The following is a 24453-nucleotide window of genomic DNA, read 5'->3' on the forward strand; positions in this document are numbered from 1 at the left end:
TTGGTCGACGGACCGCGGATGCGATCCGAATGATGAGGTCAGAGACCTTGATTTCGCTTCTGATCCAGCATGACGGCGCCGACGATAAGCGCGCCCTTGAGCACCTGCTGGTAGTAGGATTGGATACCGAGCAGATCGAGACCGTTGTTCATGACGCCGATGATCAGCGCCCCGATCAGCGTTCCCGTCACCCGGCCAACACCGCCCGAGAGGCTGGTGCCGCCAATGACGACGGCCGCGATGGCATCGAGCTCGTAGGCGATACCGGCTTGCGGCAGCGCAGATCCCGTGCGGGCCGAGAGCATCATTCCGGCGAGACCGGCGAGCGAGCCCGAGATGCAGTAGACCGTGAAACGGATGCGGGTGACGTTGATCCCGGAGGTAATCGCCGCATGCGGATTGCCGCCGACCGCGTAGATGTAGCGGCCAAAGCGGGTGCGAGTCAGAACCCACCAGGACACGATGAAGACGACGGCCAGGATTACCACCGGCATCGGCACGCCGAGAATGTTTCCGGTACCTATCCAGCGGAACTCGGGGATCAGCGCCGGGACAGGCTTGCCGCCACCATAGATCAGCGTCATGCCGCGCGCTGCCGACAACATGCCGAGCGTGGCGACGAAGGCCGGGACGGCAAAGCGCGAGACGATGAAGCCGACGACAGCGCCACAGGCCAGACCGACCGCGATACCGGCAATCAATGCGACGATGGCAGGGTACGGGGCACCCGCAATGCCGGCCGTTGCCGACGTCGTGACGAAGCTGGCGCTGACGATGCCGGCAAGCGCCACCACCGAACCGACCGACAGATCGATACCACGCGTCAGGATGACGAAGGTCATGCCGATCGCCAGCACGCCGTTGATGGATGTCTGCAGCAGCACGTTCGAGATGTTGCCGGCTGTTAGGAAGTACTCGTTCGACACCGACAGGATCACGGACAAGAGTAGGAAGGCGAAGAAGATGCCATATTCCTGGATGAGCAGCCTGCGGCGATCCGAGTTGAACCAGCCCGTCGTTGGTTTGTTATCTGTAAGGGACACTGTTTCTAACCTCTTCCCATGCCGATCCGTATTGAGAAATTCGCGGCGCACCTGTTACGTCGACAGATGCACCAGCGCTTGCGCGTCGGTTTCCACCCGCGGGTAGACGCCCGCCGAGCGGCCGTTGCGCATCACGAGAATGCGGTCGGACATGCCGAGCACCTCGTCTATCTCCGATGAAATCATCACCACCGTGCCTCCCGTGGCTGCGAACTCGCAGATGATCCGGTAGATTTCGCGCTTGGCGCCGACATCGACGCCGCGCGTCGGTTCGTCGAGCAGAAGCACCTTTGGGTTGCGCAGGAACCACTTGCCCAGCACGACCTTCTGCTGGTTGCCGCCTGATAGTCCCGAGACCGCCATGGTGTCGCGTGCGGTCTTGATGCCGAAACGCTCGATCATCTGCTGGCTGGCCGCCTGCTCGCGGCCGCGGCGCATGACGAAAGCCGGGCTGAACTCCGGCAGGCTGGCAAGCGCGATGTTGCCCCTGACGTTATCGACGAGATTGAGCCCTGTCAGCTTGCGATCCTCGGTGACGAGGGCAAGCCCTTGCTCCATGGCCTCGACAGGCTTGCTGACGGTGATCGCCTTGCCATCGAGCCTGATCTCGCCCCTATCCATCCGGTCGAGACCGAAGAGGCAGTTGAAGATCTCCGATCTGCCGGACCCCATCAGCCCATAGATGCCGAAAATCTCGCCCTTCTTCACGGAGAACGATACGTTCTCGACCTTGCCGCTCGCCGTCAACCCTACGACCTCGAACCCCGTGACATCGGTGGGCGTGTTGGTCTTGATATATTCCTCGCCGAGTTCACGGCCGACGATCATCCGGATCAGTCCCGCGCGATCAATATCGGCAAGGTCACCCGCACCGATATACGAACCGTCACGGAACACGGTGTAGGCGTCGGCGATCTGGAAAATCTCCGACAGACGGTGCGAGACGTAGACCACGCCCTTGCCCGCGGCCTTCAACCGTTCGATCGTCTTGAAGAGTTGCTGTGCTTCCTTTTCGCCGATCGCTGAGGTCGGCTCGTCCATGAAGATCACTTCAGCGTCATGGCTCAACGCCTTGGCGATTTCGACCAGCTGCATCTGCGCAACAGAGAGATTCATCATGAATTGCGTCGGGCGGATGTTGAACTCGAGTTGCTCCAGCAGCCGCTGCGCATTCTGGTTCATGGTCTTGAAGTCGATGCCGCCGAAACGTCCTGACGGCTCACGGCCGAGATAGATGTTTTCGGCGACCGTCATGTGCGGCACCGGACTGAGCTCCTGCTCAATGATCGCGATGCCTGATGCCAAAGCCGCCGCCGGACCGGAGAATTCCACGTCCACACCCCGTCGCCGGATAGATCCCGCGTCGCGCTTGTGGATACCCATCAAAATCTTGAGGAAGGTGGATTTTCCGGCGCCATTGCCACCGCATAGCGCATGCACGGATCCAGCCTTGAGCTGAAACCGGCCGTCGCGAAGCGCCGCGACGCCATTGAAGGACTTTGCCAGCCCTTCGACTTCCAGAAGATGTTCCACCCAAGTTCCTCCCGCGATCGGGCCATCTCACGATGGACCAATCATGCATCACGCTCCATCTCCAATGGAGCGATTTTTACAAGTGTCAAATACATTTCGACAAATGTCAATCAAGCAATTTACCTTGTGCATATCCCTTGAAGACGAGCGGAGGCGGCGTCCTCCCCTTTCAGGTAAGGCCGGCTGAGAGAACCGCATTTGCTGACGAGTTGCCGTAATTTCACGGCTGCGGACTACATGATGAGTGCAATCACATACGCTTGCGGAGAAGCTAGCGTCGTCTGACTGAGATCAAACATCGATCGGTGAATACAAAGATCAGAACAGCCGCCTTCAGCCTTTTCGGGGTCGCCCGCTCTCCAAACTGCGCGCGATAGAACTCTGGGCCGGCGTGGAACGCGCCTGCCGTGGCGACAGGCCGCACAGGGTCTTGAACGCCCGGCTGAAGGCGGCCTCGGAATCGTAGCCGTGGCAGCCGATATTGCCGACGCGCAGGTTCGATTTACGCAACAGGTTGGAAGCGACAGCCAGCCTCCAGCCGTGCACGTATCGCAACGGAGACTCGCCAACAGAAGCGCATTCGACGCGCCTGATCCGTGCATAGGTCAGGGCTGCCGGCGCCGTCCAGCCATCTATTGTCACCCTGACACGGAAGGTAGGCCCATCATAGCGGAAACCGATGTCATCGGCTGGCTTCCATGGTCTCGCGCAGCGCCGCGTTGATGCGGTCCTGCCAGCCGGGGCCATCTTCCTGGAAGAAGGCGAGCACGTCGGTGTCGATCCTGATCGATACCGGTTCCCGGGTGGAGGGGATTGCCTGCCGTTCTGCAGGTGCAGCCGGGGCCTTGGTGGCGGGCTTAAACAGGGCTTCAGCAGCATCGAGCGGATTGGCCGGCCTGCGGGGTGTGCGGTTCATGGATTTCCTTTAAATTTGTTGCGTAGAAGGGCTCGCTCACCGAGACACTCGGTCATGAGCATGAAATATCAGACGATACGTCTAGGCGCAGTCGCGAAGCGCACGATAGGACGGATGTAGCATGGATCGGCTGGGTTCCGCCGTGTTTTCCGTGCGAGCAGGGAAGAAAACCGGTGAGATTGTAGGCGGCCCCTGCAGCAGAAAACGAGACAACTCGTCGAAGAAGACGGGAACAGCCGATCCGTGCATCCTGAGGAGCCGTCTGCTGGCCAAGGACGCCAGTTTCTGCGCGGATTTTGCGCAGGCTTATGGCATGGACGCTCTCGAGTGCGAGATGCGATTGCCGATCAATGATTGTCCTGCGCTTTCGACCGGATAGCGGCGCGCTCGCGTCGGGAGTGGTCACTGAAACAGGCGGCCGCGTGCAGACAATATCGCCGTCGCGAAAGTTCGAACATTCATACTCCTGTTGATTGGAAGTCGGGTAGTTAATAGGATACGAGCGCCGCTCATCCGCCAGTCGCGCGACGAAACATCCCTCTGGAGCAATTGTAAGCTTCGTGGTGAACGCTTCCCCACGCCCAATGTGGTGATCGCCAATGCCGGAATCTCGCGGACCGAAGACATGACGTCCGACACATGGAATGTCTCATCGTCGGTGGACATGATCCAGACTAACATTGTCGGCGTGATTAGCACTGTTGCGGCTTTCCTGCCTGTTCTGAAGGCCCAGCGGAATGCCACCATCATGGCAACCAGCTCTGCTCTCGCCTTCCTGCCGCGGGCAGATTTTGCCACCTACTGCGCCAGCAAGGCCTTGCTGCATTCATGGCTGACGTCGTTGCGTCATCAGCTGCGGAAGTTGCCAATCGAGGTTCTCGAACTTTCCCCGCCCTATGTGCGGACGGAGGTGACCGGCCTTTCTCCAGCAGCCGATCCGCGCGCCATGCCGCTCGCCTCTTACATCTGCGAGGTCATGTCCATGCTTGAAAACGGACAGCACCCGCGTGGCGAGCTGCTCCTGGAGCGGGATCAAGCCCGCCGCTGGGCCGAGCGTGACGGGACGTTCGACAGCATCTTCGCGGCCATGAATCCAGCCTGAGCTTGTCCGGGCGCGGCATATCCAAATGTAACAAGGCGCACAGTCACAACGCGCGTCTTGTGCACGCCATCGCAGGTTGTACGCGGGCAAGTTATAATGTTCCTGCCAAATCATTATAACCCCTCCGTTGGCTTCTCGTATCGGCGCTATAATGTTTTTGTCAGAAAATTATAACTCCGGTTCGGTGCTGAGAAGGCTACAAGCAGGAACGGCCATGTCGAAAATCAAACAAGTCGATATTAGCTACCGGACAATGTTCGCAGAGCTCGTCGAGCGCTCGCTCGATGCCCAATTCCAGGCAGACTTTCCCTTGGAGGGCCGGTTCGTGACCGTACCGGTCAAGGATCGCAATTACTGGTACTTCGACCTGCCCACTCCTGGCGGCAAAGACAAGCGAAGCTATGTCGGCCCGCACCACGATGAAGCGATCACCGCCCGAGTGAATGCCCACATGGAACTAAAGAATTCGATTCGTGACCGGAGGCGAATGGTAAGCACATTGCGCCGCGCTGGTCTTCCAGGCCCCGATCCGTTTGCCGGAGACGTCACGCAGGCGCTTGCAAATGCAGGGTTATTCCGCCTGCGCGCAGTTCTAATAGGGCCCGTCGCTTTCAGCGCCTATGCAGGCATTCTCGGCGTTCGCTTACCATCCTCGGCCATGCAGACCGGCGATGCTGACTTTGCACAGGACTTCGCGATTTCGGCGGAGGTGGGCGACAGCCTGCCTCCCGTCCTGGAAATCCTCCGGTCAATCGATAGCGGCTTTCGCCCGGTTCCCCACCAAGGGGACAAGGCCAAGGTTGTCGCCTTCCAGAATGCGAGGGGATACCGGGTGGAATTTCTCACCGGCAATCGCGGATCAGCCGAACACACGGGCAAGCCCTCGCCGATGCCCGCTCTTGGCGGCGCTTCCGCAGAAAATCTAAGGTTTCTCGACTACCTCATCTACGAACCGGTGCGCACCGTTCTCCTGCATCGAGAGGGTGTGAATGTGCTGGTTCCTGCTCCGGAGCGTTTTGCTGTCCATAAGCTCATCGTCGCTTCGCGGAGGCTCGGAGATGCGCTGGGGCGAGCAAAGGCCGACAAGGACCTTTCTCAGTCGGCCCTGCTGTTTGAGGCACTCGTTGAAACGCGACAGGGCGACGTTGTTTCAGATGGCTGGCAAGAGGCGTGGGATCGCGGCGCAGCCTGGAAAGAAGGCATCTCAAAAGGCTTTCTCAGGCTACCTGAAAACGGCGTCGCCGCTTTAAGAGCCGCGCTCGGCCCGCAGCAGCTCGAAGGCGTCATGAGTGGTGATAGTCCCTCCCCGTGACATACGATCGCATCGAAGGCCCGGTCGAACGCACGCATGTCGCCGTTGGTCGACAATGGCTGCGCGAGCCCAAACTCCGCTGATACCTCTCGCTGGATTGTGGAACCAAGCCCTATCCGGTCCGTTCTCTCACCTAAAGGAGAGGACACAACCATGCCGGAAACCAATCGCCCAATACCGCCGCAACCTGAGCAGCAGCAACCGCCGCCTGGGCTGACAAGATTGATGAAGCCCGCACCCGATCACGGCGAGGAGAGCTACAAAGGCAGCGGCAGGCTCAAGGGAAAGGTAGCGCTGATTACGGGCGCAGATTCCGGCATCGGTCGTGCCGTGGCGATCGCCTTTGCGCGTGAAGGCGCCGATGTCCTGATCTCATATCTCAGCGAAGACGAAGATGCCGTGGAAACGGCGAGATGGGTCGAAGAAGCTGGTAGCCGTGCCTTGGCCGTTGCCGGCGATATCACCTCAGAAAGTCACTGCATTGCTCTCGTCGAACGAACCGTCAGGGAGTTCGGAGGCATCGATATTCTTGTCAACAACGCAGCCTTCCAGCGCACCTACGCTGCAATCGGCGACATCACCGAGGAGGAATGGGACGAGACGTTTCGCACGAACATATATGCCCCTTTCTTCCTCGCCAAGGCTGCCGTGCCTCACATGAAGCCTGGCGCCAGCATTATCAACACCACGTCCATCCAATCGCGCCAACCCTCCTCCCATCTTCTGGCCTATGCCTCCACCAAAGGCGCGGTTTCGAACTTCACCGCGGGCCTTGCCGAAATGTTGGCGGAAAAGGGCATACGCGTGAACGCGGTCGCCCCCGGCCCGATCTGGACGCCTCTTATCCCTTCGACCATGCCGCCAGATAAGACTCAGGATTTCGGCAAAAAGACGCTGATTGGCCGCGCTGGCCAACCGGCCGAACTCGCCGGGGCATATGTGTTGCTGGCCTCGGCTGAGGGTAGCTATATGACCGGCGCCATTATTCCGGTCACGGGCGGCGAGATCATGATTTGAGCGCGGCACCGTCGTCAGAAAAGCTCAGGGGCAAAACCCAGCCGAAATTCGACAGTCTAGAGTTCGCCGCTGGAATAGCGCGCGGTTTTGCAGGCGCACTGCTTTTTGCCCTGCCGATGCTGATGACTATGGAGATGTGGGAACTCGGGTTCTACATGGACCGCACGAGACTGCTGCTTCTCCTCGTCATCAATATCCCGCTGCTCATCTTTCTGTCTGACCGCATTGGCTTCGAGACAACGTCTACCTGGAGCGAAGCGGTCCGAGACGCGAGCATCGCCTACGGCCTTGGCATCGTCTGCAGTGCTCTTATCTTGTCCGCAATGGGCATCCTCCGGAATGACCAGTCTGCGCATGAGGTCATCGGCATGATTGCCATCCAGGCAGTGCCGTCGAGCATCGGAGCAATGCTGGGGCGCAGCCAGCTTGGCGGGCAGTCCGATGAGATTGATGATCACGGTGACGGAGATGACCCGGTGGATAGCCGGGAGACGAGCTATGCAGGCGAACTGTTCTTGATGGCTGTCGGCGCCCTTTTCCTCGCGCTTAATGTGGCGCCGACCGAGGAAATGATCCTCCTCTCCTACAAAATGTCGCCCTGGCACGCATTGGCTATCATCGTGGCGTCTCTGGCGATAATGCATGGCTTCGTCTACACCCTGTCGTTCCACGGAAGCCATGACCTTGCCGAGGGGACGCCTGGGTGGCACGCCTTTGTCCGCTTCACCCTGCCAGGCTATGTCATCGCTCTCGCTATCAGCGGCTTTTGTCTGTGGACGTTTCACCGGATCGACGACACTTCTACGACACAGGCGTTGATGACAACTGTGATCTTGAGTTTCCCGGGCGCTATTGGCGCGGCTGCTGCGCGGCTGATTTTATGAGGCAGGCATGACCAAGATATCGAGATCTTCAAACATCGAAAATGCCGAACCGCATTGGATTGAATGGTTGACCGGCCTCGTCTCGGCAGCCCTCGTGATCGTGCTGATTACCTGGATCGGCAAGGACGCGCTGATGGATAAAGACAGCTCTCCTGACCTTGAGGCGGCTGTCGTCCGGACGGAACAACGCAGCACCGGCTATCAGGTTTTGTTCGAAATGAGCAACAAGGCCAGCGCCACGGCCGCCGACGTGACGGTGCGAGGTGAACTACAGGACGGAAAAGCCATCATCGAGAGTGTCGAAACCGTGCTTGCCTATGTTCCAGGCCGGTCCAAAACGAGGGGCGGTTTGATCTTCGAGAATAACCCTGCCGGAAAGACGGTGGTTGTCAAAGCCTCGGCCTACAACGAGCCGTAAAGCTGATCACGCGGCAAGTTCGATTGCTTTCAGCTCAGTTCCAGGGCTGAACGCGGGATGATCTTTGCGGGGTTCGGGGCATTGGTGCGTGCGATAATCGAGCCGATCGATATCTTTCACGGATGCCGGCATCAGCTGGTCGGGTCGACGCCTTTACGAATCAACGTGTCGGAGGTTGCAAAGACCGTGGTCTTCTTCGCATCTGACGAAGCCTCCTATATCGTCGGCAGCGAGCTCGTTATCGACGGCGGCATGAGCAATCTTTAACCGGTACCCAACTTCACAGGAGCGGAACATGCAAATCGATCTCAAAGGCAAGACCGCTCTGGTGACTGGGTCCACGGAGGGCATAGGCTACGCCATCGCCCGTCAGCTCGCCAGAGCCGGCGCGGACGTCGTTGTCAACGGCAGGTCCGAAGGCAAGACCGAGAAAGCAGCAGGACGGCTGAGAAGCGAAGGCGCCAAAGGCAGTGTCACGGGGGTGGCGGCCGATCTCGCCACCGCCGAAGGGTGCGCAAAACTCGTGGCAAAGGTGCCGCTGGTCGACATCCTCATCAACAATGCCGGTATCTTCCAGCCAAGCGATTTCTTCGACACCACGGACGAGGTATGGGACCGTCACTGGCAGGTGAACGTCATGTCTGCAGTCCGGCTGTCCCGCGCCTATCTCCCAGGCATGCAAGAAGCAAACTGGGGCCGCGTCATCTTCATCGCATCGGAATCCGGCTTCAACATTCCGGTGGAAATGATCCACTACGGCGTCAGCAAGACGGCCGACATCGCTGTCGCGCGCGGGCTTGCCAAACGAATGGCAGGCACTGGAGTTACCGTAAACTCGGTTCTTCCTGGTCCCACCCTTTCAGAAGGCGTCGAAGCAATGCTTGCCGCCGAGCGCGAAAAGACAGGAAAGTCGATTGAGGAGGTCGCTGCCGACTTCGTCAAGCAGCACCGGAGCAGCTCCCTCATTCAGCGCGCGGCCAGCGTCGAGGAGATCGCGAATATCGTCACCTATCTGTCCTCGCCATTGGCATCAGCCACGACTGGGGCTTCGGTGCGCGTGGACGGCGGCCTTATCGACACGCTCTGAAGATCAGACAAGCCCAAGCCAACCAGGGCCTCTGCGAACAGCACAGGCTTCCTCTCGTCATGAAACCGCGACGTCCCTACCGTGGAACTCGTCGCGAAATTCCTGTGCTCGATTTTTGTCAGGCGCGGTGACGATGACGAACCGGCGGCCGGCCTCCGGCGTCTCCTGGTGCGCAAGATCGATCATCCAGATCGTGTTCGCCGACCTTTGGGTCATTTCGATGAGTTTCTCCATGACGGGGTCGTCTTCGTCCTCGATACCGAAGGTTGTCTCATAGGCGAAGGTTTCCTGCGCGGGAGAACCCCTAATCTGCTCCCGCAGCCAGCCCCAAAGGTTTTCGAAGTCAACCGGGAACGGAGAAAACTCCATGTTCACCTGGACAACATCTCGGGCAAAGACGACCTCGCCATCACAGAAGGCATGCATTCCCAGGAAATATTCGGAAAGCTCCATATGGTCTGAAAGGGCCTCGCGCAGCGTCTTTAGGTTAGAGGTTGTCTGGAACATTCAGGTCTCCCTGGCAAAGGTCTGGGATTGGCCGCGGCGAAATGCCGAGTGGCTTGCATAATCTATCGTCGCGTGATGTCGTACGGCCTCGGATAGGAAGCCTCGTGGCGGGAAGGCAGCAAATTGGCGGCAAGGACTGCCAGCATGAGCACGATGATCGAAGTGGCGATCAGAACGACCTTCATCAGGAATCTCCTATACCAATAGAACCGTCGTAAGGCTCGCTGGTTCCAACACCCCGCGCGCCGTGTCGCCTTTGCCTGTCTGATCGAGGAACTTGGTCTTGCTGCCGGAGTTCTCCTTCAGAATTCAGAAGGAGACCTGCAATGATCACGAAATCGATCCCCAATTCCGACGAGCTTCTCCCGAGGACCTTGAACAAAGACAGGCAGGACGAAGCAATTCCTCACTCAAGCATAGACGACCGCCGGGCTCCGCCCGTGAACATGGGCACCAGCCGCGTAGCCGGAGACGGCTTGACCGAGGCCGATTCGAAGACTGGCCGTGCAGATCCCAAGAGTCGTATCCCCGCCCCGCAGACGGCCAACCGGGAGTGAAACAATCACGGACTGAAGCCGTTGCTTGAACATCGACGAGCTGCAGTCCGACGACGAGATTTCGCCGTAGCCGGACGGTGCGAGCGCGGTCGAGACAAGAAGAAAGAGCGGAAGTTCGAAATCGCCAGAGCCACACATCTTCCACTGCGACCGGCGACATCCAAATAGAAGATTTGACGGTATCCCAACACCGGCCGAAAAATTTTCGCTCTCCAGAGCGGCCACGGCCTTCCTGACCGCTCTGCTCCACCTGTAGTGGTGACGGAAGAGCAGGCCCTACGGATCTGCGCGTACTTGGACGGCGACCAGGAACGCAAGGACGACGCCGACTTTCACGAGAGGCAGCTCCGCGCGGCCGAAACACGGTTAAGCCTGATGCCCTGTACGTTCTCCTCGTCAGCGTATTCGCGTTCGAACTCGATCAGCGCGGTTAGCCGTGCAAACGAGGGAAACCATACACGGAGCAGGCAAAAAACAGCTTTCCGAAGCGCAGGGAAGGAGCGCGCTCAGGGCGCCAGCTATGCTGACGAAGCTCGACAAACAGGGCGTACGCGCCGACGAACGATGGCCTCCAACACTGGAGTGGGAAAGATCGGCAGTTTAACCGTTTGGCCGGATGACAACCTTAACGCAGCCGTCTTGCTTATCACGAAAGGTTTTGTAGGCATCCGGCCCCTCTTCAAGACCGATGCGATGCGTAATCAGGAAGGACGGGTCGATTTTTCCGTCGATGATCAGCTTCATTAGCGGTTCGAGATAGCGTTGCACATGGGTCTGGCCGGTCTTCAGTGTCAGGCCCTTAGCAACGAGTGCGCCGAGCGGTGCGGGCACGGCCGGTCCTACGAAAACACCCGGGAGCGACACGGTGCCGCCTGGACGGCACGCGAGGATCGCTTGGCTCAAGGCGTAAGGCCGCTCCGTTGATGTCAGTTTGGTCTGCAGGCTCTCCATCATTCCACCGGCGCCGTGGCTCTCCAGCCCGACTGCCTCGATCACGGCGTCCGGCCCCTGCCCACCCGTCATCTCGACGATTTTTTGCTGAAGGTCGTCGTCTGTGTAATCGAGCGTTTCGGCACCCGCCTGACGCGCCAGCGCCAGACGCTCGGGCACGGTGTCGACCGCAATGACGCGTTCGGCGCCCAGGAGGAACGCCGATTTGATTGCAAAGAGGCCGACGGGACCGCATCCGAAAACGGCGACCGTCTGCCCCGGTTGAATGTCGCAATTTTCCGCCGCCATGTAGCCGGTCGGGAAGATATCGGAGAGGAAGAGAACCTGCTCATCACTTAAACCGTCTGGCACCTTGATAGGGCCGACATCGGCAAAGGGCACGCGCAGATATTGCGCCTGCCCGCCGGGGAACCGGCCGTACATGTCGGAATAGCCGAAAAGCCCTGCAGTCGGATAACCGATCTGCTCGGCCTGTTTAGCGCCGGACGGATTCGACCGCTGGCACAACGAAAACAGGCTGCGTTGGCACATCGAGCACTCGCCGCAGGAAATCGTGAAGGGAACGACGACGCGGTCGCCAACCTTGAGTTTGGAATTGCCGCGACCGACCTCGACGACCTCGCCCATCGTCTCGTGGCCCATAACGTCGCCTGCATGCATGCCTGGAACGAAACCGCCGTACAGGTGCAGGTCGGAGCCGCAGATGGCGCAGCTCGTCACCTTGATGATCGCATCGCGCTCGTTCTGGATAATCGGATCGTCGACTTCTTCACAACGGATGTCTCCGCTACCGTGCCAGGTTAAAGCCTTCATGTCGTTCTCCTCTGCGCGTTTTTCTTGGATCATCGTTTAGGATTTAGGGCTGGCCGCCACCGCCGGCCGCGCCATACACCTGCCCTGTTGCGTAACTGGCCGAGGGATCGGCAAGCTGAACGTAAATCGAGGCGAGTTCGGCCGGCTGGCCTGGACGACCCATCGGCGTCTTGCCACCGAACTGTTCCAGTTTTTCCATCGTCGCGCCGCCGGCCACTTGCAGCGGTGTCCAGATCGGTCCCGGCGCCACGCCGTTGACCCGGATGCCCTTCGGCCCGAGCTGCTTGGCCATCGACTTTGTGAAGTTCATGCCGGCAGCCTTGGTCATCGCGTAGTCGACCAAGTCCTCGGAGGGGTCGTATGCCTGCTCAGACGTCGTGATAATGATGGCCGAACCAGGCTGCAAATGTTTGAGCGCGGCCTTCGTCAGCCAGAACATCGCGTAGATGTTGGTCTTGATCGTCGCGTCGAAGGCATCGGAAGTGATCTCCGACAACATTCCCGCCTGCTGCTGGCGTCCCGCGTTGCTGACGAAGATATCAAAACCGCCCAGCCCCTTCACCGCATCCTCGATAAGCTTCTCGCAGAAAGCCTGATCGCGAAGGTCGCCAGGCAATGCCACGCCCTTTCGTCCTTCTTTTTCAATGAGCGCGATAACTTCCTTGGCGTCGAACTCTTCGTCAGGAAGATAGTTGATGGCAACATCCGCGCCTTCGCGGGCATAAGCAATCGCAGCCGCCCGGCCCATTCCGGAATCGCCGCCGGTGATCAACGCCTTGCGCCCGGCGAGCCTACCCGAGCCTTTATAACTTGTCTCGCCGTTATCCGGTTTTGGGTCCATCTTGCCGGCAAGGCCCGGAAAAGGCTGCGACTGGCGCTGGAAAGGCGGCTTCGGATATTTCGTGGTCGGGTCTTCCATGGATGTTGATTCCTTCGATCGGGCTTACGATTGCGCCGGGAGCGCGGCGGCGGCAAAAGTAGCGGTCGTCGCCGCAAGAACTGACCGACGCGTCAAATGGAGAATGCTCTTCATTGTTTTCCCATGCAGACCACAGACAACGGATTGCCGGCCGCGGTCTGGGAACGTTCAGTGCGCGGCCACGAGCTTCATTACGTGCATCTCGAGCTTAGGCAGCGTCTCTGCCGCAAATTGCTTGACGGCAGCATCGTCCCCGCCCTTCGCGTAGGTCGCGAAGAGTGTCACCGCATCCATGTGCGCGGACGCCTGCATCTCTATGTAAAGCGCCTGGAAATCCTCGCCCGAGGCACCCTTTAGGGTGTCAAGCATGGCCTGGTGTTTCGGCGCGAGCACCGGCGGCTCGTCACCGAGCTTGGCGGCTTTCTTCAGACCTTCGGCCGCTTTTGTATGATCTGCGATCATCTGCTTGGCGAAGTCTTTGACGTCGCCATCCCTCGCCTTTTCCTCGGCGAGCTTGCTGGATTCGATCTCGAAGGCATTGGCACTCGTGACGACCTTCACGAAGGAGCCCTTGTCGACGTTCATCGGAGCAGCGACGGTGTCGGCGCTTTTTGGCATGGCAGCGAAACTCGCGGTGGACATCAGCAGGGAGAACGCAACGAGCGAGGCAGAAATCATCTTTTTCATGTCGGCATTCCTTACTTGGCCTTGTCAAATGCGGCGGTCAGATCGGCAACGGCCATGTCCATGGCCTGCTTTGCCTGAGGCACCACCTTGGCCATGCCGAAGAACTCGTGGGTGACGCCATCGAACGTCTTGATGTCGACCGAGACGCCAGCGTCCTTGAGCTTTGCGGCATAGGTCTCGCCGTCGGACCGCAGCGGATCGATCTGCGCCAGGATCACGGTCGCCGGCGCGACGCCGGCAAGGTCCGAGCGTCCGTTGAGATTGATGCGGGGATCCCTGGCGTCGTCCATCGACGTGACGGTGTTCTTGACGAACCACTCCATGTCGGCCTTGCCGAGCGGCTTGGCGTTGGCGTTTTCCTTGTAGGAGGGCGTGTCCATGTCGTTGCCCGCCACCGGATAGACCAGAAGTTGGTGGACCGGGTTCTTGGTCTTCATCTCCTTCGCCATCAGCGCAACGTTGGCGGCAAGATTGCCGCCAGCGCTTTCGCCAGCGACTGCGATCTTGTCGGCGTTACCATTCAGTTCATGAATGTTCTCGACAACCCATTTGTAGGCGGTCCAAGCGTCTTTATGGGCTGCCGGAAACTTGTATTCCGGTGCATGGCGATATTCGACCGATACGACGATCGCGTGGGCGCCGAGCGAAAGCGCACGCGGCGCGCCGTCATAGACATTGACGTCGGCGACGACCCAGCCGCCCCCGTGATAGTAAACCACAACCGGAAACGGCCCTTCCCCGCCTGGAATATAGACGCGCGCGGCCAAGCCGCCTTGCTCCGACGGTATCGCGATATCCTTGGTGGTCACCTGCGCTTCGGGATTGGATGATACGCGCTTGTCCCACTGGACGGCGCGCGCGGCGTCGGCCGGGCTCGCCTGCATACGAGCTTCCGGCACGGTTAAGGTCGAAAACGGCTTTGAGCCGAGGGCAGCCAGCTTATCGAGCACGGCCTGCATCTCCGGCGCAGGCTTCGGAGCATCCTGCGCAAATACGGGGGCGGCGGTTGCCAGCAGCGTGCCAAAAAGCAGCGCCGTCTTTCGGGCGGTACGAGGGGTCATTGATTGGTTTCCGATTAAAAGACGTCACCCAACCTCGGCGAAAGCCCATTGTTCCCTTCATCCTGAATAAAGGATCGGGTGGTCCTGATGAACCGGGTCCGTCCACCTTTATACGCCCGCGATCTATCCCCAAGACCGGGAGACCATGCCAGCTCGCCGCGGAGTTCAGGAGAAGTCCGCGAGACGCTCGCCGTCCGTCTCCGTCGACCGTCAAAAGCTCTGCTTCTCCAGATTTCTTTCCACCTGCCGAAGGGGACGTATCCGGAAACAGCGCGCCATCGAGCGGACGACGTTTTTCAAAGGATGTCAGGCATTGTGGAACATCTCGCCGTTCCCGAACTTTTAGCACTCTCGCGCCCGCAAGGAGTTCCCATGCCTTTCAACCCGCCAATCCTTTATACGCCAGAGGTCGAAACCTTTCACGGCGACGAGCAGCAAACCGTCTCGGAGCTCAACGAGACGTTCGATATCATTTTGAACAAGACCGCCGCGGATTACGGACATGCCGTGCGGTCTGTGCATGCGAAGGCTCATGGCATCCTTGAAGGCACGATGACGGTCAAGGGGGGCCTGCCGCCGGAGCTAGCGCAGGGCCTGTTTGCGAACCCTGGTGCCTACAAGACCTACATGCGCATCTCAACGAATGCCGGCGACATCCTCCCAGATGACATCTCGCTGCCGCGCGGACTTGCTCTGAAGGTCGTCGAGGTTCCGGGCGCACGACTGCCAGATGCGGAGGGAGCGACCCAGGACTTCGTCATGGTCAACGGGCCGGTCTTCCAGGCAAAGAATGCAAAGAAGTTCCTCAGCAGTCTGAAAATACTCGCCAAGACGACAGACCGCATGGAAGGCACGAAGGAGGTCCTGTCCAACGTATTGCAGGGCGTGAATGCGACTTTGCAGGCCGTGGGCCTGTCGAGCCCGACAGTGCGATCGATGGGTGGGGCGCCCGACGTCGATCCTCTTGGCGAGACCTACTATAGCGTGACACCGTTCCGCTATGGGGACTATATCGCCAAGTTCAGCATTCGCCCGGTCTCGAAGGACCTGACCGAATTGACCGGCAAGGAGATCGACACGAAAGACCAGCCGGATGCTATTCGCGAGACGGTACAAGTAGAGATGCGGCATCTGTCCGGAGAGTGGGAGTTTTGTGTCCAGCTCTGTCGCGATCTTGAAAAACAACCCGTCGAGGATCCGACGGTTCAGTGGGACGAGGACGAAGCCCCATTCGTGGCGGTAGCGACCATACATGCAGTGCCGCAGGACAGCTGGTCTAAAACCAATGTGCAGAAGGTCGACGAAGAAATGAGGTTCAGTGTCTGGACGGGCCTTGCTGCACACGAACCGCTTGGAAACATCAACCGGGCCCGCAAGGCGACCTATGAGCATTCGGCGAAGTTCCGCGCGGGCTTCAACAGGTGCCCAATCCACGAACCTGCCTCCTGATCGTGCATCCCGCCGTCGGCCGGCGCCGCTTTTCAGGCGGTGCCTTTTCGCATTGAGACGCACCAAGGATAAGCTTCATGGCCGACAACATTCCAAACCCCAACTCAGAAGGTCCCTCCGGTGGCTGGGGCTCGCTGAAAGGTATAGCCAGTACCTATGGCGAAAGCTCGCCCACGCCCGCCGCGCTTGAGACCCTTGCACGCCAGAACAAGCCGGGCGGTTTCATGTGCGTCTCCTGCGCCTGGCCGAAGCCCGTCAACTATCATCCCTTCGAGTTTTGCGAAAACGGAGCGAAGGCGACACTATGGGAGCTGACGTCGCATCGCTGCACGCCCGATTTCTGGAACGACCACACGGTTGGCGAGCTTCGGCAGTGGAAAGATCACGATCTGGAGATGACAGGTCGCTTGACGCATCCCCTTCGCTACGAAGCCGGCACCGACCGCTATGTCGAAGTGACATGGGATGAAGCCTTCGTAGGCATCGCGACCATTCTCAACCGGCTGGAGAAGGAGAGTGTCGTATTCTACTCGTCCGGCCATGCCGGGCTGGAGGCTTCTTATCTCTACGCGCTGCTTGCCCGTTCATATGGCAACAACAATCTGCCGCAGAGTTCTAACATGTGCCATGAGACGACATCCGTCGGCCTGAACAAGGTTATCGGATCTCCTGTGGGTACCGTCGTCTGGGAAGATCTCGAGAAGGCCGATGCGTTTTTCTTCTTCGGGCAGAATCCAGGATCAAACAGTCCGCGCTTCCTGCATCCGCTCCAGGACGCAAAGCGGCGAGGCGCCCGAATCGTCACGTTCAATCCGGTTCTGGAACAGGGCCTGATCTCCTTCGTCAACCCGCAGAACCCGATCGACATGCTGACAGGAAACGAGACGCAGATCTCCGATCAGTATCATCAGGTCAAGGCGGGCGGCGACATCGCCGCCATCCTCGGCATTTGCAAGCATATTATCGAAGCCGATGACCTCGCTGTAGCGGACCACAAGCCGCGTATTGTCGACTTCGAATTCATCGAGGAGCACACGACGGGCTTCGATCAGTTCGTCGAAATGGTGCGGGAAACACCGTGGCCAGACATCGAACGCGAGAGCGGGCTTACCGAGGTCGCGCTGCGCGATGCCGGCGACGTCTATATCGGCGCTAAAAGCGTAATTGGCGTCTACGGGATGGGTCTTACCCAGCATGCGCAGGGCGCCTTGAACGTTGCGATGGTCGTGAACCTTCTGCTGCTTCGCGGAAACATAGGCCGTGAAGGCGCCGGCTGTTGTCCGGTGCGCGGCCATTCGAACGTCCAGGGCCAGCGCACTGTCGGCATCGCCGAAAAAACCAAGCTGATCCCGATGGACAAGCTCAAGGAGCTGTTCGATTTCGATCCCCCGATGAAGGACGGAATGACGATCGTCGACGCAGTGAAGGGCCTCATGGATGGCACCGTCAAGGCCTTCGTCAGTCTTGGGGGAAACCTCGTTCGCGCCGTTCCCGACCAGTTGGAAATGGAACGGGTATGGGCCGCTCAGGAACTGACGGTCATGGTTTCCACGAAGCTCAATCGCAGCCATCTCTTCCCGGCGAAGACAGCCTATATTCTCCCCTGCCTGTCTCGTACCGAAATCGACAGGCAAGTATCGGGAAACCAATCTGTCACCACCGAGGACAGCTTTTCCCATATTAGTGGCAGTACGGGCAAGCGCTCACCGGCGTCAAAATGCCTGCGAAGCGAGCTTGCCATTGTCGCCGGCATCGCCAAGGCGACGCTCGAACCCGGTCCAAGGCTGCGCTGGGACGACTGGATAGCGGACTACAGCCTCGTTCGTGACCTTATCGAGAAGACCTATCCAGAAGACTTCAGGGACTATAATGCCCGCATGTTTCAGGCGGGCGGCTTCTATCGTGGAAACGACGCCCATGAACGAGTTTGGAACACACCGGAGCAAAAGGCCGTCTTCACGAAACCGGATCGATTGAACGCGCTGTCATTCGCGCCCGCCGAAGGTCGCTTCCGGCTCGTAACGCTCCGGTCAAACGACCAGTTTAACACGACGATCTACGGTTACTCTGATCGGTTCCGCGGCATTGAGGGCACCCGCGATGTCGTCCTCATGTGCAAGGCAGACATAGCGTCGGCAGGCCTCTTCGAAGGGCAGCGGGTCACGCTGGTGAGCGATTTTTCAGACGGCAAACATCGGGAGTTGGCCGGCCTCGAAGTGCGGGCGCATGCCCTACCGATCGGAACGATCGCCTCATATTACCCCGAGAGCAACGTGCTCAACGCGATCGATCACCATGACGAACTGTCCAAGACCCCGGCATCGAAAGCTATTCCCGTCCGGATCATGTCGGGGCACCGTAACGCTTTCGGGTCTCGGGAAATCGAGACTGCGATGGAGCGGCCAGTATTTGTGTCTGGTGACCGGGAGCTCAAGAGGGAAGCTTTTCAACGAGAGGGAAGCGTTGATTGAATGCTTATGTCGTCACTCTCCTGATTTTCGGCGCCGTCGTGCTGTTGACCGTCTGGCTACCAATGGCCTTGAGCCGGCTGCCGTTGTCACTGCCGATCTGCTGCCTCGCCATCGGCATGCTGCTGGCCTGGTCGCCCTTTACGCCTCTTCCCGCGATTAACCCTCTAGAAAATATAAAATGGGCCGAGCACCTCACGGAATTCGTGCTGATCGTCGCTCTGATGGGTGCCGGCCTCAAGATTGATCGACCGCTGGGCCTGCTTCGGTGGTCGGCGACGTGGCGGCTTCTCGGTATCGCGATGCCGCTCTCGATCGGAGCGATCGCTCTTGTCGGCTGGAGCGTACTTGGCCTGGGTTTGGCTTCCTCCATTCTTCTCGGTGCCGCCCTCGCCCCGACCGATCCCGTTCTCGCCTCCGACGTACAGGTGGGGCCGCCGCAGACCGGCGAGGAGGATTCCATCCGCTTCTCGCTAACATCTGAAGCCGGTCTTAACGACGGCCTCAGCTTTCCTTTCGTCATGGCCGCAATCGCCATCGCCGGTCAGCAGCCGGGCGGCGGGTTCGGGTGGCTCCCGCGTTGGTTTGCCTTTGATGTCGTCTGGAAACTAGCCGCCGGTGTGGCAATGGGATGGGTGGTCGGGAGGCTTCTCGGTTATCTGACCTTCCGGATGCCGGAGGCTGGTCGCATTGCCAGAACGGGGGACGGGCTGGCGGCATTGGGCTTCACCTGTATCGCCTATGGCGCGACCGAAATCGTACATGGTTATGGGTTCGTGGCAGTCTTTGTGGCCGCCCTGACCCTTCGCGGCGTCGAGCGCAAGAGCGAGTATCACGGGCATCTGCACGATTTCGGCGAGCAGATCGAGCGATTGCTGATGATGGTGTTGCTTGTGTGCTTCGGCTCGATACTCGCTGAGGGTTCGCTTCTGTCGCATACCGACTGGCGAATTGTCATGGTCGCAGTTCTCGTGCTCGCCGTCGTCAGACCGGTCGCTGCATGGGTGAGCTTGATCGGCTGCCGGCTGCCATGGGCGGACAAGTTGATCGTTTCCGTCTTCGGCATCCGAGGCCTTGGTTCGATCTATTATCTCGCCTACGCGTCCGGCAAGGCGAAGTTCGAAAACCTGGAGACGGTCTGGGCGACAGTGTTCGTCATCATCCTTCTGTCAGTCGTCATGCATGGCGCGACGGTAACTCCGGTCATGCGCTGGATTGATCGCCGCCGCGGCCTAGATCCTTCGAAATCGACAACGATCTCCAGTTAGCACCAGGAGCGAAGCTATGCCGCACGTTCGAACGCAAGACCTCGATATCACCTTCTTCGAGACGGGAGCACAGCACGGAAAACCTGTACTCCTTCTTCATGGTTGGCCGGACGACCCCACAACATGGAACGGGGTCGCAGAGCGCTTGAAGGATCGAAATCTAAGGTTTGTCATTCCGTATCTGCGCGGCTTCGGCCCCACGACCTTCCGCAGCGACAGCGCGCTCAGGACCGCGAACGGCGGCATCCTCGCCATGGATGCGATTGCACTGATGGACGGGCTCGGCATCGAGCGGTTCTCGGTGGTCGGGCACGACTGGGGATCGCATATCGCCGAATGCCTGGCGATCGGCTGGCCCGACCGTGTCGAGAGGATTGCCCAGCTTTCGTCGACGCCGCGCATGGGCGGTCTGCGGACGCCGCCGTTCCGGCAGTCCCAGCTCTACTGGTATCAATGGTTCATGGCGACGAAGCGAGGGGCCGAAGCTATCGCCAAAGATCCTAAGGGGTTCGCCCGCATCCAGTGGGAAAACTGGGCGCCCCAAGGCTGGTTCGACGAGGCGACTTTCGGGGCAGTCGCGAAATCGTTCGAAAACTTAGACTGGGTGGCGATCACGCTTCACAGCTATCGGGTTCGCTGGGAAGAGGCAGAACCCGATCCGCGCAGCCTGTGGCTCGAGCAGAGAGTGAAGGAGACAGAGTCCCTGTCGCTTCCGGCGATCTTCATTCAGGGCAAAGAAGATGGTGTCACCCCAGCTGTGATGTCGGAAGCCGTCCACCAGAAATTCTCAGGACCTTTCCAACGCATTCTCCTTCAGAACGTCGGACACTTTCCGCAGCGCGAGGATCCAGAAACGGTCGCGCGAGAACTCGTGGTCTTTCTGGAAGGTTAGCGCCGCCTGCTGCGTGGTCGATTGCGGAACTTTGCTTCACGCGCTCATTGGGGCAATTGGAGAAATCATATGTTTGCGCTTCTGACTGCCCTCATCGCATCCATGTTTGTGGGGGCTCGTCGGAATGACTTTGAGAGAGCTAGACACGAAACGGTCGAACTGAAGGCGAGAGCGTTTCGCAGGTCCCGCCAGCAGTCGATGACGAAGAGTTCTATCTTGCTTTACAGCCCTCAGCGCTTCCTGGAACTTCGGTGGACCTGCGCGGTTTCATTCGAAGTAGCCATTCCACCGTCCCGGCCGTTTACAAGATTTGAAGCAGTGTCTGGATATCGCGCTGAAACACCTGAACGAGACGTCGAGAGCATCCGCCACGGAGAAGCGTGCTGAACTCATTGCGTCGGCGGTGGAAGCGGGGTGGGACATGATGAGGTCCGGTCTATAGTCGCGGACGCAGCTGATCTTCGCACCCAAGATGTCGGATTTCTAGCACCCACGCTTGGGGTCGTTCCGCCGTCTTCCGTGTAGCGCATCCGGCTCGCCTCCGGACCGCAAGTTGAAAGCTCTTACGCTCAACACATCATCGTTGGACTGAGCGATGACGGCTACAGACTGCGCAACAAGGCTCCATCAAATTTGGCGACTGCTCACGGCCGCTCCTTCTTTGTCCGATATTGGACAGGGAACAAACCAGCTGCGCGGAGGTTAGCTTCGCGTCTCTCACCTAGGATCAGAACGCAAACGAGATCGGCTGAGAGCGAGTAAAACAACGGAGAATATCATGGCAACGACCAAGACACTCGACGACCTATTTCTCGACACGCTCAAGGATATCTATTTTGCAGAAAAGCAGGTCTTGAAGGCTCTGCCGAAGATGGCCCGCGCCGCGCAATCGGAAGAAGGCAAGGCTGGATTTCTGCAGCATCGTGACGAGACACAGGGCCAGATCGAGCGGCTCGAACAAGTATTCGAAATTCTCGGCAAGCCGGCCCGCGGCAAGACCTGCGAAGCGATCCAAGGCATTCTTGCCGAGGGTGAGGAGATCATGGAGGAGTTCAAGGGCTCTCCTGCTCTCGACGCCGGACTTATCTCGTCGGCGCAGGCGGTCGAGCATTATGAGATCGCGCGTTACGGCACGCTCATTGCCTGGGCGAAACAGCTGGGCTTGACGGACGCCGTTCCACTCCTCGAAGCCACGCTTTCCGAGGAAGAAGCCACCGACCAGAAGCTGACACAGCTAGCCGAAAAGCAGGCCAACGCCGCCGGTAAAACCAAGGCCGCATAAGATCGCGACCTGTCAAGCAAAAGGCCGCCCGGAGGGCGGCCTTTTCGCAGTTATCCGAATTAAGATCAAGTTCAAGGGGACACTAACATGGCCAAACGCCCAGCGAAACCCACATCCCTTCCTTCGTCTGACGAAGTCGTCAAGATCCACGACCAGCAGCTTCATCGAGGCACTGGAGGCGAACTTCACCAGTTTGCCGAGGATGGCCAGGACATCCTAACCACGTCGCAGGGCGCGCCCGTCGACGACGATCAGAATTCACTACGCGTCGGTCCACGCGGGCCGCTTCTCGTTGACGACTTCCATTTCCGCGAGAAGATTTTCCACTTCGACCACGAACGGATCCCCGAGCGTGTTGTACACGCTCGGGGCTACGGCGCCCACGGCTTCTTCGAGACGTACGAATCCTTGGCGGACGTCACACGCGCGGACGTATTCCAGCGTGCTGGCGAAAAGACGCCCGTCTTCGTGCGATTTTCAACAGTCGCCGGCAACAAAGGATCCGCTGATCTTGCGCGCGACGTTCGGGGCTTTGCGGTGAAGATGTATACGAAGGAGGGCAATTGGGACCTAGTCGGCAATAACATCCCGGTCTTCTTCATCCAGGATGCGATCAAGTTCCCAGACCTCATCCATGCCGCCAAGCAGGAGCCGGACCGCGCCTTCCCCCAGGCACAAACCGCGCACGACAACTTTTGGGATTTCATCAGTTTGACGCCCGAAAGTATGAACATGGTCATGTGGATCATGTCGGACCGAACCATCCCACGGTCGCTCCGCTTCATGGAGGGGTTCGGCGTCCATACCTTCAGGTTCGTCAACGCCGAGGACAAATCGACCTTCGTTAAGTTTCATTGGAAGCCGAAGCTCGGCCTGCAGTCCGTTGCGTGGAACGAGGCCGTCAAGATCAACGGCGCTGACCCGGACTTCCATCGACGCGATCTTTGGAATGCAATCCAGTCTGGCAACTTCCCGGAATGGGAACTCGCGGTTCAGCTCTTCGATCAGGACTTCGCGGACAACTTCGATTTCGATGTGCTTGACCCGACGAAGATCATTCCTGAGGAAATCCTGCCGGTTAGGCCGATCGGGCGGATGGTTCTCGACCGGATGCCGGACAACTTTTTCGCCGAGACCGAGCAGGTCGCGTTCATGACGCAGAACGTGCCACCGGGCATCGACTTCAGCAACGACCCGCTGCTGCAAGGCCGGAACTTCTCCTACCTCGACACTCAGTTGAAGCGTCTGGGCGGTCCAAACTTTACACATCTGCCAATTAATGCGCCGAAATGTCCCATGCACAACTTTCAGCAGGACGGCCACATGGCGATGCGCAATCCCGTCGGCAGGGCGAACTACCAACCGAACTCGCATGGGGAAGGCCCCCGTGAATCGCCGTCCCGCGGATATCGGCACTTTCCTGCTGACGAACAGGGTCAGAAGGCGCGGCTACGTCCTGAGAGCTTTGCGGACCACTATAGCCAGGCCCGGCAATTCTTCATCAGCCAGACCGGGGCGGAACAGCGCCATATTGCGTCGGCGTTGACATTCGAACTGAGCAAGGTCGAATCGTTGGCGATCCGTGAGAGAATGGTGTCGCACCTTTTGAACATCGACGAGACGCTGGCGACGACGGTCGCGCAGAAGCTTGGCTTTCAATCGATGCCGAAACCGGCGGATGCCGCCATGCCGACAAGGCAGGATCTTGAAGCTTCCCCTGCGCTGAGCATCGTCGAACGCGGACCGATGCGGTTCGAAGGGCGCAAACTCGGAATTATGATTGCCGACGGCGTCGATGCGAAGCTGCTGAAAGCGTTGACGAAGGCAGTCGCAGCCCAAAAAGCCGTCATCGAGTTGATCGCTCCAAAGGTGGGCGGCGTCACGGCCGACGACGGGAGCTCCATAGAGGCGAACCATATGATCGACGGGGGGCCGTCGGTACTTTTCGATGCAGTCGTGCTTTTAACGTCGCATCAGGCAATCGACGACCTTGTCAAAGAAGCGGCCGCCCGCGACTTCGTCGCAGACGCCTTCCAGCACTGCAAGTACATCGGCTACGACCAATCTGCCATGCCGCTCCTGGAAAAAGCTGGAATTTCCGGTCAGCTTGACGAGGGAACGATTCAGTTATCAGATAGCAAGGACATAGAAGCGTTTGTTGAAGAACTCGGCAAGCTGCGTGTTTGGGGCCGCGAGCCTTCAGTGAAGCTCGGCAAGGCATCGCCGCCAATCGCCTGATTCAGTTCGGGCGCGGAGTGTTCCGCGCCCGTTAATCTTCTCGGATAAA

At 59.1% G+C, this 24453-nt stretch carries 23 protein-coding genes; 13 read left to right on the top strand and 10 right to left on the bottom strand.

Going from position 1 to position 24453, the window contains the following annotated elements:
- Nucleotides 1-38: 38 nt before the first annotated feature.
- The 4 genes from J2X43_RS28005 to J2X43_RS28020 form a co-directional block, all read right to left on the bottom strand.
- Entirely contained in the window at nt 39-1043 is a 1005-nt protein-coding gene (locus tag J2X43_RS28005) for an ABC transporter permease subunit (protein ID WP_310300386.1), read from the bottom strand.
- A gap of 54 nt (nt 1044-1097) precedes the next feature.
- Nucleotides 1098-2576: a sugar ABC transporter ATP-binding protein gene (locus J2X43_RS28010; protein ID WP_310300389.1), complete on the bottom strand. Its 1479-nt coding sequence runs from the start codon at nt 2574-2576 to the stop codon at nt 1098-1100.
- Nucleotides 2577-2909: 333 nt separating this feature from the next.
- Nucleotides 2910-3323: a helix-turn-helix domain-containing protein gene (locus tag J2X43_RS31165; RefSeq protein WP_405049654.1), complete on the bottom strand. Its 414-nt coding sequence runs from the start codon at nt 3321-3323 to the stop codon at nt 2910-2912.
- Entirely contained in the window at nt 3259-3492 is a 234-nt protein-coding gene (locus J2X43_RS28020; protein WP_310300396.1) for a BrnA antitoxin family protein, read from the bottom strand. The genes J2X43_RS31165 and J2X43_RS28020 overlap by 65 nt, the downstream gene beginning before the upstream one ends.
- 469 nt (nt 3493-3961) lie before the next feature.
- On the opposite strand from J2X43_RS28020, the gene J2X43_RS28025 reads away from it, so the two are divergent.
- The 7 genes from J2X43_RS28025 to J2X43_RS28055 all read left to right on the top strand — a co-directional run bounded on the left by J2X43_RS28025 (nt 3962) and on the right by J2X43_RS28055 (nt 9312).
- On the top strand, nt 3962-4594 hold the full coding sequence (locus J2X43_RS28025) for an SDR family NAD(P)-dependent oxidoreductase (RefSeq protein ID WP_310300398.1): 633 nt from the start codon (nt 3962-3964) through the stop codon (nt 4592-4594).
- A 214-nt stretch (nt 4595-4808) separates the two neighbouring features.
- Nucleotides 4809-5906, top strand: coding sequence for a GSU2403 family nucleotidyltransferase fold protein (locus J2X43_RS28030; RefSeq protein ID WP_310300401.1), 1098 nt, complete (start codon nt 4809-4811; stop codon nt 5904-5906).
- Nucleotides 5907-6059: 153 nt separating this feature from the next.
- Nucleotides 6060-6923, top strand: coding sequence for an SDR family oxidoreductase (locus tag J2X43_RS28035; RefSeq protein WP_310300403.1), 864 nt, complete (start codon nt 6060-6062; stop codon nt 6921-6923).
- On the top strand, nt 6920-7807 hold the full coding sequence (locus J2X43_RS28040; protein ID WP_112386863.1) for a TIGR02587 family membrane protein: 888 nt from the start codon (nt 6920-6922) through the stop codon (nt 7805-7807). Before J2X43_RS28035 ends, J2X43_RS28040 begins: the two co-directional genes overlap by 4 nt.
- 67 nt (nt 7808-7874) lie before the next feature.
- Complete coding sequence (locus J2X43_RS28045) at nt 7875-8225, top strand: hypothetical protein (protein ID WP_310300406.1); 351 nt, start codon at nt 7875-7877, stop codon at nt 8223-8225.
- 57 nt (nt 8226-8282) lie between these two features.
- Complete coding sequence (locus tag J2X43_RS28050) at nt 8283-8492, top strand: SDR family oxidoreductase (protein WP_310300409.1); 210 nt, start codon at nt 8283-8285, stop codon at nt 8490-8492.
- A 28-nt stretch (nt 8493-8520) separates the two neighbouring features.
- Nucleotides 8521-9312: an SDR family oxidoreductase gene (locus tag J2X43_RS28055; RefSeq protein ID WP_310300412.1), complete on the top strand. Its 792-nt coding sequence runs from the start codon at nt 8521-8523 to the stop codon at nt 9310-9312.
- A 57-nt stretch (nt 9313-9369) separates the two neighbouring features.
- Here J2X43_RS28055 and J2X43_RS28060 read toward each other — a convergent pair whose 3' ends face one another.
- From J2X43_RS28060 to J2X43_RS28085, 6 genes are all read right to left on the bottom strand, one after another.
- Nucleotides 9370-9819 (bottom strand): hypothetical protein, encoded by a 450-nt coding sequence (locus J2X43_RS28060; protein WP_310300415.1) that lies wholly within the window; start codon nt 9817-9819, stop codon nt 9370-9372.
- A 62-nt stretch (nt 9820-9881) separates the two neighbouring features.
- On the bottom strand, nt 9882-10004 hold the full coding sequence (locus J2X43_RS28065) for a hypothetical protein (protein WP_310300418.1): 123 nt from the start codon (nt 10002-10004) through the stop codon (nt 9882-9884).
- 972 nt (nt 10005-10976) lie between these two features.
- The gene (locus J2X43_RS28070) at nt 10977-12140 is read right to left on the bottom strand and encodes a zinc-dependent alcohol dehydrogenase (RefSeq protein WP_310300420.1); all 1164 of its coding nucleotides are present in this window, start codon (nt 12138-12140) and stop codon (nt 10977-10979) included.
- Between the two features lie 43 nt (nt 12141-12183).
- Nucleotides 12184-13059: an SDR family oxidoreductase gene (locus J2X43_RS28075; protein WP_310300423.1), complete on the bottom strand. Its 876-nt coding sequence runs from the start codon at nt 13057-13059 to the stop codon at nt 12184-12186.
- 168 nt (nt 13060-13227) lie between these two features.
- Entirely contained in the window at nt 13228-13746 is a 519-nt protein-coding gene (locus tag J2X43_RS28080; protein ID WP_310300426.1) for a DUF4142 domain-containing protein, read from the bottom strand.
- Nucleotides 13747-13757: 11 nt separating this feature from the next.
- Nucleotides 13758-14807, bottom strand: a complete 1050-nt coding sequence (locus J2X43_RS28085) for an alpha/beta hydrolase (protein ID WP_310300430.1) — start codon at nt 14805-14807, stop codon at nt 13758-13760.
- 372 nt (nt 14808-15179) lie between these two features.
- Between J2X43_RS28085 and J2X43_RS28090 the strand changes: the two genes are divergently transcribed.
- From J2X43_RS28090 to catE, 6 genes are all read left to right on the top strand, one after another.
- The gene (locus J2X43_RS28090) at nt 15180-16256 is read left to right on the top strand and encodes a catalase family protein (protein WP_310300433.1); all 1077 of its coding nucleotides are present in this window, start codon (nt 15180-15182) and stop codon (nt 16254-16256) included.
- 77 nt (nt 16257-16333) lie between these two features.
- Nucleotides 16334-18727 (top strand): FdhF/YdeP family oxidoreductase, encoded by a 2394-nt coding sequence (locus tag J2X43_RS28095; protein ID WP_310300437.1) that lies wholly within the window; start codon nt 16334-16336, stop codon nt 18725-18727.
- Nucleotides 18724-19992: a cation:proton antiporter gene (locus J2X43_RS28100; protein ID WP_310300440.1), complete on the top strand. Its 1269-nt coding sequence runs from the start codon at nt 18724-18726 to the stop codon at nt 19990-19992. Before J2X43_RS28095 ends, J2X43_RS28100 begins: the two co-directional genes overlap by 4 nt.
- Nucleotides 19993-20008: 16 nt before the next feature.
- Nucleotides 20009-20884, top strand: coding sequence for an alpha/beta fold hydrolase (locus J2X43_RS28105; protein ID WP_112386852.1), 876 nt, complete (start codon nt 20009-20011; stop codon nt 20882-20884).
- A gap of 778 nt (nt 20885-21662) precedes the next feature.
- Nucleotides 21663-22166, top strand: coding sequence for a ferritin-like domain-containing protein (locus J2X43_RS28110; protein WP_112386851.1), 504 nt, complete (start codon nt 21663-21665; stop codon nt 22164-22166).
- An 87-nt stretch (nt 22167-22253) separates the two neighbouring features.
- Entirely contained in the window at nt 22254-24404 is a 2151-nt protein-coding gene (gene catE / locus J2X43_RS28115; RefSeq protein ID WP_310300444.1) for a catalase C, read from the top strand.
- The last annotated feature ends 49 nt before the right edge of the window (nt 24405-24453 follow it).

The sequence above is a fragment of the Rhizobium sp. BE258 genome (assembly GCF_031457345.1).
Taxonomy (GTDB): Bacteria; Pseudomonadota; Alphaproteobacteria; order Rhizobiales; family Rhizobiaceae; genus Rhizobium.

Coding starts and splice junctions, on each gene's coding strand:
- J2X43_RS31165 (WP_405049654.1), bottom strand. CDS start 3,323: ATGGCCCCGGCTGGCAGGACCGCATCAACGCGGCGCTGCGCGAGACCA.
- J2X43_RS28030 (WP_310300401.1), top strand. CDS start 4,809: ATGTCGAAAATCAAACAAGTCGATATTAGCTACCGGACAATGTTCGCA.
- J2X43_RS28080 (WP_310300426.1), bottom strand. CDS start 13,746: ATGAAAAAGATGATTTCTGCCTCGCTCGTTGCGTTCTCCCTGCTGATG.
- J2X43_RS28020 (WP_310300396.1), bottom strand. CDS start 3,492: ATGAACCGCACACCCCGCAGGCCGGCCAATCCGCTCGATGCTGCTGAA.
- J2X43_RS28075 (WP_310300423.1), bottom strand. CDS start 13,059: ATGGAAGACCCGACCACGAAATATCCGAAGCCGCCTTTCCAGCGCCAG.
- J2X43_RS28065 (WP_310300418.1), bottom strand. CDS start 10,004: ATGAAGGTCGTTCTGATCGCCACTTCGATCATCGTGCTCATGCTGGCA.
- J2X43_RS28105 (WP_112386852.1), top strand. CDS start 20,009: ATGCCGCACGTTCGAACGCAAGACCTCGATATCACCTTCTTCGAGACG.
- J2X43_RS28050 (WP_310300409.1), top strand. CDS start 8,283: ATGATCTTTGCGGGGTTCGGGGCATTGGTGCGTGCGATAATCGAGCCG.
- J2X43_RS28060 (WP_310300415.1), bottom strand. CDS start 9,819: ATGTTCCAGACAACCTCTAACCTAAAGACGCTGCGCGAGGCCCTTTCA.
- J2X43_RS28070 (WP_310300420.1), bottom strand. CDS start 12,140: ATGAAGGCTTTAACCTGGCACGGTAGCGGAGACATCCGTTGTGAAGAA.
- J2X43_RS28110 (WP_112386851.1), top strand. CDS start 21,663: ATGGCAACGACCAAGACACTCGACGACCTATTTCTCGACACGCTCAAG.
- J2X43_RS28090 (WP_310300433.1), top strand. CDS start 15,180: ATGCCTTTCAACCCGCCAATCCTTTATACGCCAGAGGTCGAAACCTTT.
- catE (WP_310300444.1), top strand. CDS start 22,254: ATGGCCAAACGCCCAGCGAAACCCACATCCCTTCCTTCGTCTGACGAA.
- J2X43_RS28085 (WP_310300430.1), bottom strand. CDS start 14,807: ATGACCCCTCGTACCGCCCGAAAGACGGCGCTGCTTTTTGGCACGCTG.
- J2X43_RS28055 (WP_310300412.1), top strand. CDS start 8,521: ATGCAAATCGATCTCAAAGGCAAGACCGCTCTGGTGACTGGGTCCACG.
- J2X43_RS28035 (WP_310300403.1), top strand. CDS start 6,060: ATGCCGGAAACCAATCGCCCAATACCGCCGCAACCTGAGCAGCAGCAA.
- J2X43_RS28095 (WP_310300437.1), top strand. CDS start 16,334: ATGGCCGACAACATTCCAAACCCCAACTCAGAAGGTCCCTCCGGTGGC.